Origin of the sequence: Nitrosospira sp. Nsp18 (genome assembly GCF_900103145.1) — a bacterium.
Lineage (GTDB): Bacteria > Pseudomonadota > Gammaproteobacteria > Burkholderiales > Nitrosomonadaceae > Nitrosospira.
Map to the genome: position 1 here is coordinate 22744 of NZ_FMWY01000018.1, position 15040 is coordinate 37783.

A 15040-nucleotide genomic window follows, 5' to 3' on the forward strand; every position below is an offset into this window, starting at 1 on the left:
AAGCGGCAAAATATGAACCGCCCAAACGCTTTTGCGCTTTTGCGCTTTTGCACTTTTGCAGCCGATTTCCTTTAAATTCGATAGGCTGCCAGGTTCGTGCTTCGGTCTCGTCGGCTGCGGATGCGTTCGCCACGACCGTTTCCCTGCCCTTATTTTCATTACCCACAAGGAGAACAAACCATGCTAGATATACGTCACGCTCAGGATCGCGGTCATGCCAATCTCGGCTGGCTGAATTCGTGGCACAGTTTTTCTTTTGGGGATTACTACGACCCCAAACATACGCAGTTTCGTGCGTTGCGCGTAATCAACGATGATACCGTCGAGCCGGGACGTGGTTTTGGTACGCATGGCCACCGCGATATGGAAATCGTCAGCTATGTGCTGGAAGGCGCGCTTGCGCACGAGGACAGCATGGGCACCGGCTCCATAATTCGTCCAGGCAGCGTGCAGCGCATGAGCGCAGGCACGGGTGTGCAACATAGCGAATTCAATCCTTCTCAGAGTGAAAAAGCTCATTTTCTGCAAATCTGGTTCTTGCCCAACAAGACAGGAATTTCCCCCAGCTATGAAGAAAAATACTTTGACGACACCGAGAAGCGCGGGCGGTTAAGATTGATTGCTTCGCCGGATAGCGCTGATGGATCCGTAAAAATTCACGCAGATGCGAAGCTATTCGCCGCGCTGGTGGATGACGGCGAACGGGTTGAGCAAACTATCGTCCCGGGTGGCTATGTTTATGTTCACGTCGCGCGCGGCGAGGTATCGCTGAACGGTACCCGCCTGCACCCAGGAGACGGCGCCAGCCTTAGCGATGAAAGTCACCTGGTTCTCGATCAAGGCCAGAAAGCGGAGGTACTTGTTTTCGAGCTTTGGTAAAACTAGCCTGTACGTCTTATGTAGCCGCTTTCTTGAGAAATTTCTGTCCGCGATAGATTCCCGTTGCCATAGATTTCACAACAGAGACGTCATTAAAACCATAGGAACGTACGCATTTTTCTACCTCTTCAATTTCGATATTGTTTCGTGGACCAACGATTATTTTCTTTATGACATTCAATCCTCTGAGGTCAAGCTCGTACCTTTTTTTCGGCGGTGAATCGTCCGTCAATATTGGCCCATAAATAGAGTCATAAATTATATTTCCCGAATCTTCTATTTGGAGTACGCCATAACGTGCGTCACCAGATTCATCAATCTGTTTCCGCAACAATAATCGGACCTCCTGTTCTTCATTAAAAAGGTCAGATTTAGTAGACCATAAGGCTTCCAAGGTATTGTACCCATTACTAAAGTTCTGCATGGAAAGTCCACTATCATCTGGTTTTAGCAGCATAGATAATTTGGTTTGCAAGATCTTAACAAGGCAACTCCCGTCATGCTGACATGATTTAATCAACTCCCCGGTCCGGTCTTTACCGCATGTAGGGCATCGATACTGTATCTCCAGCGTCGCTATATCATCGTCACGGCCGATTGGAATACTCGGATCTTTGAAGTCCAGCCCGATTGCAAACCCCTCCCCATCTTCTCCATAGGTGCGCCACTGGCAGAGTCGGTCTTCCTGCCGAGAAAAACAGATACCGAAAGCTTGGTGCTGACTCCGCCACTTCGCTGCTCGATTCTTAAAGTTCTTTTTTTCTTCAAGAGTTAGTGCTGAGTCTCCTACGAGACTTTCTAAAAAATGCCCTTCAGTGGCGTCATTCCAATCGCTCGTGGCAGTCATCCGAAATCGCTGCGTGCTGATGATTGCTTTGAAGGTCGCCGCTGAGCAGTAATGCCATAAAATATTCTCGTTAAGCCCCATTAAAATTCCATTTCAGATAATCGGCCAGAAGACACTATAAGTAAATTCCTTTCTCCTCTTCCTGCCACAGCAGAAAGGAGGTGATTCGATCTGGAATCTTTTTCAATTTCATTTATCCGGCCGCCATTCAACCATCAAACCCGGTTCTGATGCGGCTACCTGAAAATCGGAATTCACGCCGATTCCCGGTACGCATACGAGATGTTCCCCACTGAATATCAGCGGCAGCATTTCCCGCTCCCATGATGGGAGCGATGCCTCGCGTAAAAGATTCTTGAGGCTGCGGCGCGGGCGTTTTCGATCCGGCTGCAGACGCTCCCCGCCATGTCGCGAACGAATCGTGACCGGATGCTCTGAGAGTTTTTGTAGATTGATCCCCATGCCTCTATCGTGCGCGAATATAAGCGTACCGCCGAGCTCGGCAATGATCAGTTGCTTTTCTCCATGCCATGGCACCTGCCAATCCACGGCTGGCAATTCATCAGGTCTTGAGATGTCCCGGTTGCGCACGTGAACCATGCCTCTGAAGCAGCGAACTTCGGTATTGCCGAAAATCACCCGCAGTTTTGCATCTGGGCGGGAGGACAGCAATTGCCGCAAGATTTCTTCGAGCTTTGTCGTGCTGGGGAGTATCGCGCCCTGCTGCGCCAAAGTGTAGCGCAACAGGTTTCTGGCCCGAGGAAAACTCAATTTACGCAAGTCTTCAATGTGAAGTCTTCCAGGGACAATGCATTCCCTGCTGTCGGCCTCGGCTAATTCATCCAGCAGGGCGGATGCCTCCGCCATATGCCGGCTTGCGCGCAGGAAAGTTGTGCGATAAGAAGGGAAACGCTTTTCCAGTAGAGGAAAAAACTCATGGCGCAGGAAATTCCGATCGAAAGATACATCTTCGTTGCTCTCATCGGTGATCCACTGCAATCCATTCTTTCTGGCATAATCTTCGATCTCGCGCCGGGACACGTCAAGTAATGGTCTGAGTATTCGCGGCCTGTCATCCAGCGGCGCCGACTTCCCGTCAACGGCTTCTAATCCTTGTTTACCGTTTGCCTGCGCCAGATTCCTGACGACCGGCATAGCCCCCAAGCCCTTCACACCCGCTCCGCGCAGCAATTGCAGCAACAGGGTTTCAGCCTGGTCGTCCAGATGCTGGGCAAGCACCACATAATTGGCTTCGATTTTTTCGAATATCCGGTAGCGCTCGTCACGAGCCAGCGCTTCCAGGCTGACGCCGGGTTCCCGCCTGATTTTCAGTTTGGCAACTTCAAGCGGAATGCTTCTGGATCGGCATAGATCCCGGCAGAATTCGCTCCACCTGTCTGTGTTGGCGCTAATGCCGTGGTTGACGTGAATGGCCGAGAGCGAAAACTGCATTTCAACCGATACCGGGATCAGCAAATCCAGCAGCACGACCGAGTCCACCCCGCCGCTCAACGCGACGGCCAGACGATCTCCTGGCTGAACTTGTTCATGCAGCACATTCTCAGTCCTGCGCGAAATGCTATTTGATTTTGACTTCCTTGAATTTGCCATATCCCATCAGCCGCTCAAAACGTTTCTCCAGCAATAATTCCGTGGAGTAGCCTTGTAACTGCTTGAGCGATTCCTGCAATGATTTCCTGGCGGACTGCATGGTAGCCAGATAATCGCGATGCGCTCCGCCCGGTGGCTCACTGATGATCTTGTCAATCAACCCCAAGGTTTTGAGGCGATGAGCGGTAATGCCCATGATCTCGGCAGCTTCCGGCGCCTTGTCCGCGCTCTTCCATAAAATGGAGGCACAACCTTCAGGAGAGATGACGGAGTATGTTGCGTATTGCAGCATCTGCACCACATCTCCCACCGCCACTGCCAGCGCCCCGCCAGAACCGCCCTCGCCGATAACCGTGCAGATCACCGGCACTTTCAGTTCCGCCAGTACAAAAAGATTTCGTCCAATAGCCTCTGACTGGCCGCGCTCTTCCGCGCCGATGCCCGGTGACGCGCCCGGCGTATCGATGAATGTGATTAAAGGCACGTTGAATTTTTCCGCCAGGCGCATCAGGCGCAATGCCTTGCGATAGCCTTCAGGCTGGGGCATGCCGAAGTTGCGATGAATTTTTTCCTTGGTGTCGCGTCCTTTTTGCTGTCCGATAACCATTACCGCCTGCCCGTTAAACCGTGCTAATCCGCCAATGATGGCGTAATCATCGGCAAAACTCCTGTCCCCGTGAAGCTCTTCAAAATCGGTGAATAGATGCTGGATGTAATCAAGCGTATAAGGACGCTGTGGATGCCGGGCGACCTGCGAAATCTGCCATGGAGTCAGCTTGGAATATATGCTGTTCGTCAGTGACTGGCTTTTCTTTTGCAGACGCAGGATTTCAGCCGAGATATCCACCGCTGAATCGTCTTGTGCAAAACGCAGTTCTTCAATTTTTGCTTCAAGCTCAGCGATGGGCTGCTCGAAATCCAGGAAGGTAATTTTCATGCAACACGGGCGTAAATTTAAAAACGTAATGATACAGGATCATGCGGTACCCAAAAAACGCATTCCGGGTAAAGAATGAAAACGGAAGCAATTCGGGCCCTACCTGCACCGGGTTCTAACGAATCTTCAGGATTTTTTCGTTTTATTTTCAAGGCAGGTGTATCAATAGCAGAGGCCTTCTTTATCGAATATGTCGTGTACGGGATGCAGGAACGGTCACAAGAAATTCATAGGAAAATTTACGGAGAATTTCGCACTTGACTTTATTTTTGGCAGATAATTAATTTTATTTGTAATGTTTCTGATCCTTTTAAAAGCGAAATCCTGGATGGACCGCACTTCAGAACAGAGAAACCGCGCGATGTTTACCGTAGTCGGCATCCTGTTATTGGTCATTCCGAACTTGGGTGAGGTGCATGCGAATAACTTGGGAAACCTCTTCAGGGAAAGCGGTATGCAGGTCGGCGGCTGGATTAATGGTGGAGCGACATACAACGCGAATAACCCATCCGATGGGTTCAATGGTGCCGTCACTTTCGCTGACCGGGCTAATCGATTTCAGTTGAATCAATTTAATTTATTTATACAGCGTGCCGTGCCATCGGAAGGCACAGAATGGGATCTCGGTGGCCGTTTCGATTTTCTGTTCGGTACGGATGCTATTTATACCCAGGCTTTCGGCATTTCCGCCTTCGATGAGAATACCGGTGCGCCTTCGGATAGGGGGAATTGGGATCTCAATTTGTGCTGTAAATCGACACGCACTTATGGCATAGCGCTTCCGCAGGCCTATCTGGAGGCATATGTGCCTGTCGGTAACGGCCTCAATATCAAGGCCGGGCATTTTTACACGCCACTTGGTTATGAAACCGTTCCCGCTCCCGATAATTTCTTTTATACCCATGCATACATCCTTAACAGCGGCGAGCCGTTTACCCATACGGGCCTGTTGGGCAACTATACAGTCAATGCCAACTGGTCACTTCTAGGTGGCGCAACCACAGGCAGCGCAACAGGCGGTTGGGATGGAGGTTTTGATAAGCAACTGGATAACTGGGGCGGCTTGGCTGGCGTGCTTTGGACGAGTGACGACAAGAGAACCGCTGCGAATGTCGGCGGCACCTATGGGCAGACAGCTACAAATGAACCCTGGATCATGTATAGCGTCGTGCTACAGCACAGGATCACTCCTAAAACTCACCTGGTCGTGCACCATACGCACGGCTGGGCCAGCAAGATTTTCCTGGGTAACGGAATCAAGAACGCCGAATGGAATGGTATAGCATCAATACGCACCTGACCTATAACCTCCTCAGTGATCTATCCATTGGCATTCGCGCCGAACGCTTCACCGACCGAGTCGGTTGGCGCGTCTTCTCACCCTACCGGATACTTTCCGCGACTAACAACAGAGGTATCAGTTATGCGGGTAACATCCCAGCGATCAGCGCACCTGCCGATTACTATGCAATCACGCTGGGTATGAACTGGAAACCAGCCAAGAGACTGAAAGTTGACTGGAAACCGATGCAGAAGCTCAATGTTCGCCCAAACATTCGTTATGACCGCGCGGATGGCATTGGAGTGGCGTTCCGGCCGTTTGACGGCAAAAAGGATCAATTTTTGTTCTCGCTGGATGCCACGATCCCATTTTGAAGCATGTATTTACGGTTGGGGCGGCCCTGTTGACGGCTGGATCAGTATTCATCGAGAAATCCGTGTAAAATGGAGGGTTTTTCAAACCTTTTTTCAGGCATATTACTTTGATCACCACAGCCAATATTACCATTCAATTCGGGGCCAAGCCCCTGTTCGAGAATGTCTCGGTCAAATTCGGCGACGGAAACCGCTACGGCCTGATCGGCGCCAACGGCAGCGGCAAATCCACTTTCATGAAAATCCTCGGGGGCGACCTTGAGCCGTCTTCCGGCAATGTCAGCGTTGACGCTGGTGAACGCGTGGGAAAATTGCGCCAGGATCAGTTCGCTTTCGAAAACTGCCTGGTAATCGACACCGTGATGATGGGGCACGATGAGTTGTGGCGGGTAAAACAGGAGCGCGACGCGATCTATGCCAACCCGGACGCCAGCGAAGCGGAGTACATGCATGCGGCGGAACTTGAAGCGCGATTTGCCGAGCTGGACGGATATTCGGCCGAAGCGCGTGCCGGAGAATTATTGATGGGAGTGGGTATCCCGTTGCCCCAGCACACGGGCCTGATGAGCGCGATAGCGCCCGGATTCAAATTACGCATACTGCTGGCGCAGGCGTTGTTTGCCGATCCCGACATCCTGCTGCTGGATGAGCCTACCAATAACCTCGATATCAACACTATCCGCTGGCTTGAAGACGTCATCAACGCCAGCAAGAGTACCATCGTCATCATCTCTCATGACCGCCATTTTTTGAACAGCGTCTGCACCCACATGGCCGATCTGGATTATGGGGAGATCCGCATCTACCCCGGAAACTACGACGATTACATGACCGCGTCTACGCAGGTGCGGGAGCGTATGCTGACCGACAACGCAAAGAAGAAAACGCAGATTGCGGAATTGCAGTCGTTCGTCAGCCGCTTTTCCGCCAACGCTTCCAAAGCACGGCAGGCCACCAGCCGCGCGCGCCAGATCGAGAAGATAAAACTGGAAGATGTAAAACCTTCCAGCCGGCAGTATCCCTACATCCGCATTGACGTGGACGAGCGTGAAAAGCTGCATCGTCTCGCAGTGTCGGTGCAAAGCATCGACAAGCAGTTCCCCGGCATGGAAAAGCCGCTACTTCACAAATTCAGCCTTAATGTCGAGGCCGGCGAGAAAATCGCCATCATCGGCCCCAACGGTATCGGCAAGACCACGCTGCTGCGCTGTCTGGCCGGGGATCTGGCGCCCGATGCAGGACAGGTGAAATGGACGGAGAAGGCTCGCCCTGGTTACTTTGGCCAGGATCATGCCGCCGACTTCGAAACGGACATGTCGCTCACAGACTGGATGACGCAATGGCGGCGCCAAAACGATGATGATCAGGCTGTGCGGAGTGTGCTTGGAAGACTGCTGTTTTCCGGCGATGAAGTAAAAAAATCAGTGACGGTAATTTCGGGAGGAGAAGAAGGGCGGATGTTGTTTGGTAAACTCATGTTGCAGAAAAACAATGTATTGCTCATGGACGAACCGACCAACCATCTCGACATGGAGTCCATCGAATCCCTCAATGCCGCGTTGGAAAAATATACGGGCACGTTGATCTTTGTCTCCCATGACCGTGAGTTCGTATCCTCACTGGCAACTCATATTATCGAAATGAAGCCGGATGGAATCAATGATTTCAAGGGCAGCTATGAAGATTATTTGAGGGGAAGTCAAGTCGCCATACCCGACAACTCCGGCTCCCGGAGCAATAACCCGGCACCCAAAGAAAAAATCCGCGCTTCATCCCGATGACCTGTTGTCCGCGCCCGGCAGCGCGGCACGGTAACGCTCCCAGTCGAAGCAGGGACCCGGATCCGTCTTCCGGCCCGGCGCGATATCCGAATGCCCGACAATACCGGTAATGGGATATCTGCTTTGAAGCGTTCGGGTGAGTGCTGCCAGAGCCTGGTATTGGAGATCGGTAAAAGGCGTCGTATCACTGCCCTCAAGCTCTACACCGATGGAAAAATCATTACAGCAGCTCTTGCCCTGCCAACAGGATTCGCCCGCATGCCAGGCACGTTTTTCGCACGAAACAAACTGGATAATCTCGCCGTTTCGTCGGATGAAAAAATGCGCAGAAACTGTAAGGTCGCGAAGGGCCTGATAATAAGGATGAGCCCCCGGATCAATCCTGTTGGTGAATAATTGGATCACGCCATCACCGCCAAATTCTTCCGGCGGCAGGCTGATGTTATGGATCACCAGCAGGCTTATTTCACAATCGACGGGACGTTCGTCGCAATTAGGGGAAAGAATAAAACGTATCCCGTCCAGACAGCCCACCGCATCAATTTTCATCCGATGGCTGCCTTTAAATGCTGCTCTCACGCTTTGGACCTTGCTCGCATCGTCGGTTTTGGTCACGTAACGCTACGATTGCAAATGCAACCGACGATGCTCATCGCTACAAAAAAACTTGCCCTCTGAAACGATACTTTCACTTCTGGGCAAATGTACGCCGCAATGAATGCAGCGCACCATGTCCTCACCTTCAATTGATGACGGCTCTTTACGCGCCTCTTCCCCCTGCTTTTTAATTGCGCGCCGATAACTCCGTATTACCCAGATGAAAAATACAACAATAAGGGCAAAGAATAACAGTCTACCCAACGCGCAATCTCCGCTTCAGTATCAAATTTTGTCGTGTATGTTAGTGAAAGGCTTGTCGTCACATTCTACTGCTTAGATGATCCTGCGCAAGCCTCATAATAGAGAGGGAGGTGGATTCTATTGCTGCCAGGTTCCGCTGTCGAGCCCAGGATACATCAAGCGATGTCAATCGCTGCCATCGTCATGCGGCACAGCTCGTTCAGGGTCCTCTCAGCTGTCAGGCACGAGCGTGCCAGGATGCGGGATGCCAGGACCAAACCTGGTCCCGCAGCGAATGCGCTACTATCGGCCTCGACCAGAAAACGATTTTGCTGCAGGAACTTACTTTCCATAACCCTTGCGAGTCGCCCCGTTCAGGCGAGACAAAATTGGAAAGAAAAAGAACTAAACGAATGGTCGGGGTGAGAGGATTCGAACCTCCGACTCCTGCGTCCCGAACGCAGTACTCTACCAGGCTGAGCTACACCCCGAATCAGTTTGTTTTCAAATACTTATTTTTGTTACACCCAACCAGCTTCAACTTCTCAAGCCCGTGGGCAGCAATTGTACGCAGGAAGAGATATCCGGGCAATCTGGAACTGCTCGGAAAACGCTCAAAATTGAGCAAAAGCCCGATCGATTATCCCAGCGCGGAAACCGGCTAGTAATTTCGCGCCACCGCAAATATGCTCAGTTGTAATAAAGACTCCTTATATTTCGAATCAGGCAGCGATGAAATCGTTTTGGATGCCGTCTCGGATTCGGATTGTGCTCGCTGCTTGGCGTACTCCAGCGCACCGGTTTGCTGGATAACCTCCAGGACAGGCTGGAACCCCCCCTCCCCGCCCTGCTCTATGGCATTGCGTATTATCGCCGCCTGCGCACTTGATCCTGTTCTCATTGCGTAAATAAGCGGCAGCGTAGGCTTGCCTTCGGCCAGGTCATCTCCCAGATTCTTGCCCGTTTCATGATAGTCCCCCGAGTAATCGAGCATGTCATCGGTTAATTGAAATGCGGTGCCGAGATGCATGCCATAGGCGGCCATCGCCTCCTCCTCCTCTGTTGTGGCATTGCCGAGGATCGCGCCGAGCCGGGTCGCCGCTTCAAACAGCTTCGCGGTTTTATAACGGATCACTCGCAAGTAATTTTCCTCGTCGACGTCCGGATCACGACAGTTGAGCAATTGCAATACTTCGCCTTCGGCAATGGTATTGGTCGCATCCGCCAGTACTCGCATGATGCGCATGTTGTCCACTTCCACCATCATCTGGAATGCACGAGAATAGAGAAAATCTCCCACCAATACGCTGGCGGCATTCCCGAACAAGGCATTTGCTGTTGCCTTACTTCGCCGCAATTCGGAAGCATCCACGACATCGTCGTGCAACAGCGTCGCGGTATGAATGAACTCCACGACTGCCGCAAGATTGTAGTGGTATCGCCCCACATAGCGAAATGCATTGGCGGAAAGAATCACAAGGGCGGGCCGCAAGCGTTTCCCACCGCTGTTGATGATGTATTCGCTTACCTGACGGATGAGCCCCACATCGGAGTAGAGTTTCTCTCGAATAACTGCATCTACCTCGCCCATATCCTGGACGATAAGACTTCTGATACGTTCAATTGACACTGAGGTTCCTGCAAAAAAGATGCCATGGTAGAAACGTCCCTGCCACTGTGTCAAGTTCGATAGCGGACGTACCCCGACATTTTGGCACAAAACTGATTCGCAACAGGCCTTTGACCTTAAGCAGACGACTATGTATAATTCGCGCTCACCTCTTTCAGGTCACTCTCGTACGAGAGCATAGGAACCCAATATGTATGCAATCATTAAAACCGGCGGAAAGCAGTATCGTGTTGAAGCCGGACTAAAACTCAAAATAGAACAGGTACCGGCAGATATTGGGAGTGAACTCCTGATCGACCAGGTCTTGATGGTTGCCGATGGGGACAACATTTCGGTGGGCAAACCTTTGCTCGATGGCGCTTCGGTCAAAGCCACCGTGCTGGAGCAAGGCAGGCACGCCAAGGTGCGTATTTTCAAGCTGCGCCGACGCAAGCACTACCAGAAACATCAAGGGCACCGGCAGAATTACACCGAAATCCAGATTACTGGCATTTCGGTCTAGGAGAGTTTACCATGGCACATAAGAAAGCAGGCGGCAGCTCCAGAAATGGTCGTGATTCGAATTCCAAACGCCTGGGAGTAAAAACTTTTGGCGGCGAATTGATTCCCGCTGGAAGTATCATAATTCGTCAGCGCGGCACGAGAGTTCATGCTGGCGAGAACGTTGGCATGGGCAAGGACCACACGTTATTCGCCAAGATAGATGGCAAGGTCAACTTCGGCGTCAAGGGCTCGCCACAACGTAAGATAGTGAGCGTCATACCGATCTAGTTTTTAACTGATCTCCGCTTAAAGAGCCCTGTCATATCGATAGGGCTTTTTTGTTTGTACCGCCGATAACAGGCAAGATCATCCATGAAATATATAGACGAAGCAATAATCCATGCGATCGCAGGCAAGGGGGGCGACGGCGTAGCAAGTTTCCGCCGCGAAAAATTCATTCCGAAAGGCGGCCCTTCGGGCGGCGACGGCGGGCGCGGCGGCAGTATTTTTGCCATTGCCGACCGCAACATCAATACCCTGGTGGATTATCGTTTCGCACATACGCATCGCGCCAAGAAAGGGGAAAATGGACGCGGCTCGGATTGCTACGGGAAAGGGGCCGAAGACATTGTATTACGCATGCCGGTGGGCACCGTTATCACAAACGCCAACACCGGAGAAGTTATCGCCGACCTGGAGCAGAACGAGCAGAAAGTTTTGCTGGCCAAAGGCGGCAAAGGTGGGCTTGGGAACCTGCATTTTAAATCCAGTATAAATCGCACACCCCGCCAATTTACGCTGGGCGAACCCGGTGAGGAATTCGACCTTAAGCTGGAGCTCAAGGTCCTGGCGGATGTAGGGCTTCTGGGCATGCCCAATGCCGGCAAATCCACACTGATCCGCGCAGTGTCGGCGGCTCGCCCGAAAGTAGCGGATTATCCTTTCACTACGTTACATCCCAACCTGGGCCTGGTACGCGTGGACCAGAACCGCAGCTTCGTGATGGCGGATATTCCCGGCCTGATAGAGGGTGCAGCGGAAGGTGCGGGATTGGGTCACCGCTTCCTTAAACATCTCACTCGTACCCGTCTGTTGCTGCATATTGTGGACGTAGCGCCGCTGGATGAAAATGTCGATCCCGTGCGCGAAGCCAAAGCCATCGTGAACGAGCTCAGTCAATATGATGAATCTCTGTATCAAAAGCCGCGTTGGCTGGTACTCAACAAGGTCGACCTGCTGCCCGAAGACGAGCGGGAGAAAGCCTGCAAAAAATTCATACGCAGCCTCGGCTGGAAAGGGAAGAGCTTTATTGTTTCGGCACTGGCCGGTGAAGGCTGCAAGGAACTGACCTACGCCATCATGAATTATCTGGAGCAAGAAGCAGGAATTGCAAATCCGGAGCCTGTGCCAACTGACGAGCATCATCCGGAATCGTAGGTCGCAGGCTTCTTTATGAGGGAAATGACGAGTCTACATGCCATCTATCTCATCCTCTGGCCCAGCCTGGCGCATGCAAGTAATCCGCCGACCACAACGTAGAATCAGATATGGAATCCATTTTAAAACAGTCGCGGCGCATCGTCATCAAGGTTGGCAGCAGCCTCGTCACCAACCAGGGGCAAGGGCTCGATCATACGGCGCTGGCGGGCTGGGCGGAGCAAATTGCCAACCTCAAGGAAATGGGCAAGGAGGTCGTGCTGGTCTCTTCCGGCGCGATAGCGGAAGGTATGCGGCGCCTGAAATGGAAAAAACGTCCTCGTGCACTGCATGAATTGCAAGCTGCTGCCGCAGTCGGACAAATGGGACTGGTGCAGGCCTATGAACATTGTTTTCGCACCCATGGAATCCAGGCTGCGCAAATACTGCTCACTCACGAAGATTTGTCCGACCGGAAACGCTACCTAAATGCGCGCTCGACGCTGATCACGCTATTAAGCATGAACGTCATCCCGGTTATCAATGAAAATGACACCGTGGCGACCGACGAAATACGCTTTGGCGATAACGATACGCTTGCTGCACTGGTAACCAACCTGATTGAAGCCGATGTGCTTGTGATTCTTACGGATCAGGGCGGATTATTTACGGCCGACCCCCGCAAGGATGCGCACGCAAAGCTCGTGGAAGAAGCCAGGGCTGGGGATCCCGCCATTGAAGCGATGGCCGGCGGAGCGGGCAGCGACATAGGCCGAGGGGGCATGCTGACGAAGGTAATAGCGGCGAAGCGAGCGGCACGCAGCGGTGCTCACACCATCATCGCATCCGGTCATGAGGCCGATGTCCTGATTCGTCTCGCAAAGGGAGAAGCCGTCGGCACGCAACTGCTGGCGGAAACGCTGACGCTGGCCGCGCGTAAGCAATGGCTGGCGGATCACCTGCAAATTCGCGGAAATGTCATGCTGGATGAGGGCGCCGTGGAAGCGCTTGCAGTGGGCGGCAAAAGCCTTTTACCGATAGGCGTTACAAATGTCATCGGCACCTTCGAGCGCGGCGAGCTGGTAGGCTGCCTGGATCCCGTTGGACGGGAAATTGCACGGGGACTGGTCAATTACAATGCCGCGGAAACCCGGAGAATTTTGCGGCGCGCAAGTAACGAAATCGAGACTGTTCTGGGTTATTTAGGCGAACCAGAACTCATCCACAGGGATAATATGGTCCTGCTTTAATATCGTAGAATATTGCCTTGTTCAATTTCTCCGAGAAACGTTCAATGAAGCTCACGAAAATAGACAATAATTTTTCCGCCAGCCCACAGATCAGTGTTGAGGATTTGCTTGATATCAAAGCGGCTGGTTTCAGAAGTGTAATCTGCAATCGACCGGACAGCGAGGATGGTGGCGCTCATCCGGATCACAACCTTCTTGAGTCAGCGGCAAAAGAAGCAGGTCTTGAATTTGCCTACCTTCCGGTTGTGCCGGGGCAAATAAATGACGCTCAAATTGCTCGGTTCAAGCTGACAATTGATAAACTGCCCGGCCCCATACTTGGCTACTGCCGTCTGGGGATTCGCTCGAAAGTGCTTTACGAGCGTGCGCGGTGAAAATCACGACCTGATCTGCCAGTCTCGAAGAAATTTTCACGCAGGTAGCAAAAGCACGCTTCCGCCTAATATCGTACTGCTCGCGGGTGGATTCCTGCTTTCAATGCCTGGATAGCCTCATCCGCATCCCTCACCATATCGAACCCCAGCGGACAGAAAAAATACCTGTAGAGCGCGCGCGGGGCGTAGTTCTGGTTAAGCGTTTCGAGGTCGGTCCATTTCGACCTTCCTGCCCGCGTCCAGGTATGGTCGTTCCGGCCGTAGGCGTAAGTTCTTTTTTCGGCGGTCTGGCAACGTATTCCTTCGTAGCTCACGTTCATCCCGCCTTGCGATGACTTGATCACGAGGGTGTAGCGCACTACGCCATCCTCTCCAACCGCGATGGACAAGGCGTCGACATAGTGAAGGTTTGTGCTGACGGGACCCGCATCGAATTGCAGCAGATTTTCCGTCTCCGGATAGGGAGGCAATTGCGCCTGAAGTTCGACCCAGGGTCTCTCATGATCAAATTCATACTCGAATTTTTGCTGCTGCGCGTCAGCTGCAACCGGCAAAAAGCTTAGCAACAGCAGGAATCTTTTCATCAGACGGTCAAGTCCTTGATCAAGGATTCGCGTACCGCTGCTGGCACCGGCTCAGCCAAAACCCCGTAGGCATGATGATCGATACCCATGCTCAAGGACGCGCCCTGATGCAGCGCTTTTATCATCTCCCCTGTGAGCTCGAAACGCAGAAAATGCACCGCGGATGTCTTCTCTCCATTTTCACGCTCCATGTCTTCATCGGCGATGGCGTAAACCGGATCAAAGCCATTTATCCCGACCCAAACCTTATCTTCTATACCGATCAGTTTCGCCAGCCTGGCGGCGCGCTCGACCGGATCAGGATATTCAATCATCATGGTTGCTTTCCAGTTGGCACCGTCCGGAACCAGAGGACCGTACGCATCCAATTCAGCAAGTATGCCATCTTCATCAAAAATCTTCTCTGCCCGCAGCATTTCCTGGATTTGATATCGTACCGTCAACTCGTCCTCGAAAATAAGCGTGACATTCTCGCCCAGATGGACCTTGCGTTTTTTTTTATGCGCCATTACGCGAGCACGGAACTCCTGCCTCACTTTGGCATAGGTTTCCAGGGTCATCAGACTACCAGGAGTAATCGAGGGCATGAATTATTATTCCATTGCATTAAAAAAATTACGCCACGTCGGCTTCGTTCCCTGTTCCTCGCGGCACTTCACTTATGAGTACTGTCTTCGCGGCTTGTCTCTCTCTATTCCCCATTCTCGAACTGGAATAACAGGAACAAAAAAGCAAAGGCGATTACTCAGCCA

At 52.1% G+C, this 15040-nt stretch carries 18 protein-coding genes and 1 tRNA gene; 9 read left to right on the plus strand and 10 right to left on the minus strand.

The genetic code is table 11. From position 1 onward, the window contains the following. Positions 1–180: 180 nt before the first annotated feature. Positions 181–879: a pirin family protein gene (locus BLS94_RS09265; protein ID WP_090960093.1), complete on the plus strand. Its 699-nt coding sequence runs from the start codon at positions 181–183 to the stop codon at positions 877–879. Between the two features lie 16 nt (positions 880–895). Here the strand turns inward: BLS94_RS09265 and BLS94_RS09270 are convergent, their stop codons facing one another. The 3 genes from BLS94_RS09270 to BLS94_RS09280 form a co-directional block, all read right to left on the minus strand. Continuing rightward, complete coding sequence (locus BLS94_RS09270) at positions 896–1807, minus strand: DUF2971 domain-containing protein (RefSeq protein WP_090960096.1); 912 nt, start codon at positions 1805–1807, stop codon at positions 896–898. Between the two features lie 108 nt (positions 1808–1915). Next, entirely contained in the window at positions 1916–3283 is a 1368-nt protein-coding gene (gene tilS, locus BLS94_RS09275; protein WP_256325365.1) for a tRNA lysidine(34) synthetase TilS, read from the minus strand. A 22-nt stretch (positions 3284–3305) separates the two neighbouring features. Then, positions 3306–4274 (minus strand): acetyl-CoA carboxylase carboxyltransferase subunit alpha, encoded by a 969-nt coding sequence (locus BLS94_RS09280; protein ID WP_072768769.1) that lies wholly within the window; start codon positions 4272–4274, stop codon positions 3306–3308. Positions 4275–4602: 328 nt separating this feature from the next. Here BLS94_RS09280 and BLS94_RS09290 point away from each other — a divergent pair, with 328 nt between their 5' ends. The 3 genes from BLS94_RS09290 to BLS94_RS09295 all read left to right on the plus strand — a co-directional run bounded on the left by BLS94_RS09290 (position 4603) and on the right by BLS94_RS09295 (position 7711). Continuing rightward, on the plus strand, positions 4603–5574 hold the full coding sequence (locus tag BLS94_RS09290) for an outer membrane beta-barrel protein (RefSeq protein WP_371130263.1): 972 nt from the start codon (positions 4603–4605) through the stop codon (positions 5572–5574). Next, positions 5544–5930 (plus strand): outer membrane beta-barrel protein, encoded by a 387-nt coding sequence (locus BLS94_RS15460; protein ID WP_371130264.1) that lies wholly within the window; start codon positions 5544–5546, stop codon positions 5928–5930. The genes BLS94_RS09290 and BLS94_RS15460 overlap by 31 nt, the downstream gene beginning before the upstream one ends. Before the next feature lie 107 nt (positions 5931–6037). Next, positions 6038–7711, plus strand: coding sequence for an ABC-F family ATPase (locus BLS94_RS09295; protein WP_090960106.1), 1674 nt, complete (start codon positions 6038–6040; stop codon positions 7709–7711). Here the strand turns inward: BLS94_RS09295 and ampD are convergent. From ampD to ispB, 5 genes are all read right to left on the minus strand, one after another. Continuing rightward, a complete protein-coding gene (ampD, locus tag BLS94_RS09300) occupies positions 7700–8260 on the minus strand; it encodes a 1,6-anhydro-N-acetylmuramyl-L-alanine amidase AmpD (protein ID WP_090960179.1) in 561 nt (186 codons plus the stop codon). The genes BLS94_RS09295 and ampD overlap by 12 nt on opposite strands. 72 nt (positions 8261–8332) lie before the next feature. Further along, positions 8333–8572: a PP0621 family protein gene (locus BLS94_RS15265; protein ID WP_090960109.1), complete on the minus strand. Its 240-nt coding sequence runs from the start codon at positions 8570–8572 to the stop codon at positions 8333–8335. A gap of 155 nt (positions 8573–8727) precedes the next feature. Beyond that, positions 8728–8904 carry a hypothetical protein gene (locus tag BLS94_RS14915; protein ID WP_176767843.1) on the minus strand — a complete coding sequence of 59 codons (177 nt, stop codon included), beginning with the start codon at positions 8902–8904 and terminating at the stop codon, positions 8728–8730. 61 nt (positions 8905–8965) lie between these two features. Beyond that, a tRNA-Pro gene (locus BLS94_RS09310) sits at positions 8966–9042 on the minus strand. Positions 9043–9212: 170 nt separating this feature from the next. Further along, complete coding sequence (ispB, locus tag BLS94_RS09315) at positions 9213–10181, minus strand: octaprenyl diphosphate synthase (protein ID WP_090960112.1); 969 nt, start codon at positions 10179–10181, stop codon at positions 9213–9215. A gap of 190 nt (positions 10182–10371) precedes the next feature. On the opposite strand from ispB, the gene rplU reads away from it, so the two are divergent. The 5 genes from rplU to BLS94_RS09340 all read left to right on the plus strand — a co-directional run bounded on the left by rplU (position 10372) and on the right by BLS94_RS09340 (position 13704). Next, the gene (gene rplU, locus BLS94_RS09320) at positions 10372–10683 is read left to right on the plus strand and encodes a 50S ribosomal protein L21 (RefSeq protein ID WP_072768777.1); all 312 of its coding nucleotides are present in this window, start codon (positions 10372–10374) and stop codon (positions 10681–10683) included. Between the two features lie 11 nt (positions 10684–10694). Next, entirely contained in the window at positions 10695–10952 is a 258-nt protein-coding gene (rpmA, locus tag BLS94_RS09325) for a 50S ribosomal protein L27 (protein WP_072768778.1), read from the plus strand. Positions 10953–11036: 84 nt separating this feature from the next. After that, positions 11037–12101 carry an Obg family GTPase CgtA gene (gene cgtA, locus BLS94_RS09330; protein WP_072768779.1) on the plus strand — a complete coding sequence of 355 codons (1065 nt, stop codon included), beginning with the start codon at positions 11037–11039 and terminating at the stop codon, positions 12099–12101. Positions 12102–12211: 110 nt separating this feature from the next. Continuing rightward, positions 12212–13330, plus strand: a complete 1119-nt coding sequence (gene proB, locus BLS94_RS09335) for a glutamate 5-kinase (RefSeq protein ID WP_090960115.1) — start codon at positions 12212–12214, stop codon at positions 13328–13330. A gap of 44 nt (positions 13331–13374) precedes the next feature. Beyond that, positions 13375–13704 carry a protein tyrosine phosphatase family protein gene (locus BLS94_RS09340; protein ID WP_090960119.1) on the plus strand — a complete coding sequence of 110 codons (330 nt, stop codon included), beginning with the start codon at positions 13375–13377 and terminating at the stop codon, positions 13702–13704. Positions 13705–13769: 65 nt separating this feature from the next. Here the strand turns inward: BLS94_RS09340 and BLS94_RS09345 are convergent, their stop codons facing one another. Then, a complete protein-coding gene (locus BLS94_RS09345; protein WP_090960122.1) occupies positions 13770–14288 on the minus strand; it encodes a CNP1-like family protein in 519 nt (172 codons plus the stop codon). Continuing rightward, on the minus strand, positions 14288–14875 hold the full coding sequence (locus BLS94_RS09350; protein WP_090960127.1) for a DUF3501 family protein: 588 nt from the start codon (positions 14873–14875) through the stop codon (positions 14288–14290). The genes BLS94_RS09345 and BLS94_RS09350 overlap by 1 nt, the downstream gene beginning before the upstream one ends. Positions 14876–15040: the final 165 nt, after the last annotated feature.

Coding starts and splice junctions, on each gene's coding strand:
- BLS94_RS09265 (WP_090960093.1), top strand. CDS start 181: ATGCTAGATATACGTCACGCTCAGGATCGCGGTCATGCCAATCTCGGC.
- BLS94_RS09270 (WP_090960096.1), bottom strand. CDS start 1,807: ATGGGGCTTAACGAGAATATTTTATGGCATTACTGCTCAGCGGCGACC.
- BLS94_RS09280 (WP_072768769.1), bottom strand. CDS start 4,274: ATGAAAATTACCTTCCTGGATTTCGAGCAGCCCATCGCTGAGCTTGAA.
- BLS94_RS09290 (WP_371130263.1), top strand. CDS start 4,603: ATGGACCGCACTTCAGAACAGAGAAACCGCGCGATGTTTACCGTAGTC.
- BLS94_RS15460 (WP_371130264.1), top strand. CDS start 5,544: ATGGAATGGTATAGCATCAATACGCACCTGACCTATAACCTCCTCAGT.
- ampD (WP_090960179.1), bottom strand. CDS start 8,260: ATGAAAATTGATGCGGTGGGCTGTCTGGACGGGATACGTTTTATTCTT.
- BLS94_RS14915 (WP_176767843.1), bottom strand. CDS start 8,904: ATGGAAAGTAAGTTCCTGCAGCAAAATCGTTTTCTGGTCGAGGCCGAT.
- rplU (WP_072768777.1), top strand. CDS start 10,372: ATGTATGCAATCATTAAAACCGGCGGAAAGCAGTATCGTGTTGAAGCC.
- rpmA (WP_072768778.1), top strand. CDS start 10,695: ATGGCACATAAGAAAGCAGGCGGCAGCTCCAGAAATGGTCGTGATTCG.
- cgtA (WP_072768779.1), top strand. CDS start 11,037: ATGAAATATATAGACGAAGCAATAATCCATGCGATCGCAGGCAAGGGG.
- proB (WP_090960115.1), top strand. CDS start 12,212: ATGGAATCCATTTTAAAACAGTCGCGGCGCATCGTCATCAAGGTTGGC.
- BLS94_RS09340 (WP_090960119.1), top strand. CDS start 13,375: ATGAAGCTCACGAAAATAGACAATAATTTTTCCGCCAGCCCACAGATC.
- BLS94_RS09345 (WP_090960122.1), bottom strand. CDS start 14,288: ATGAAAAGATTCCTGCTGTTGCTAAGCTTTTTGCCGGTTGCAGCTGAC.
- BLS94_RS09350 (WP_090960127.1), bottom strand. CDS start 14,875: ATGCCCTCGATTACTCCTGGTAGTCTGATGACCCTGGAAACCTATGCC.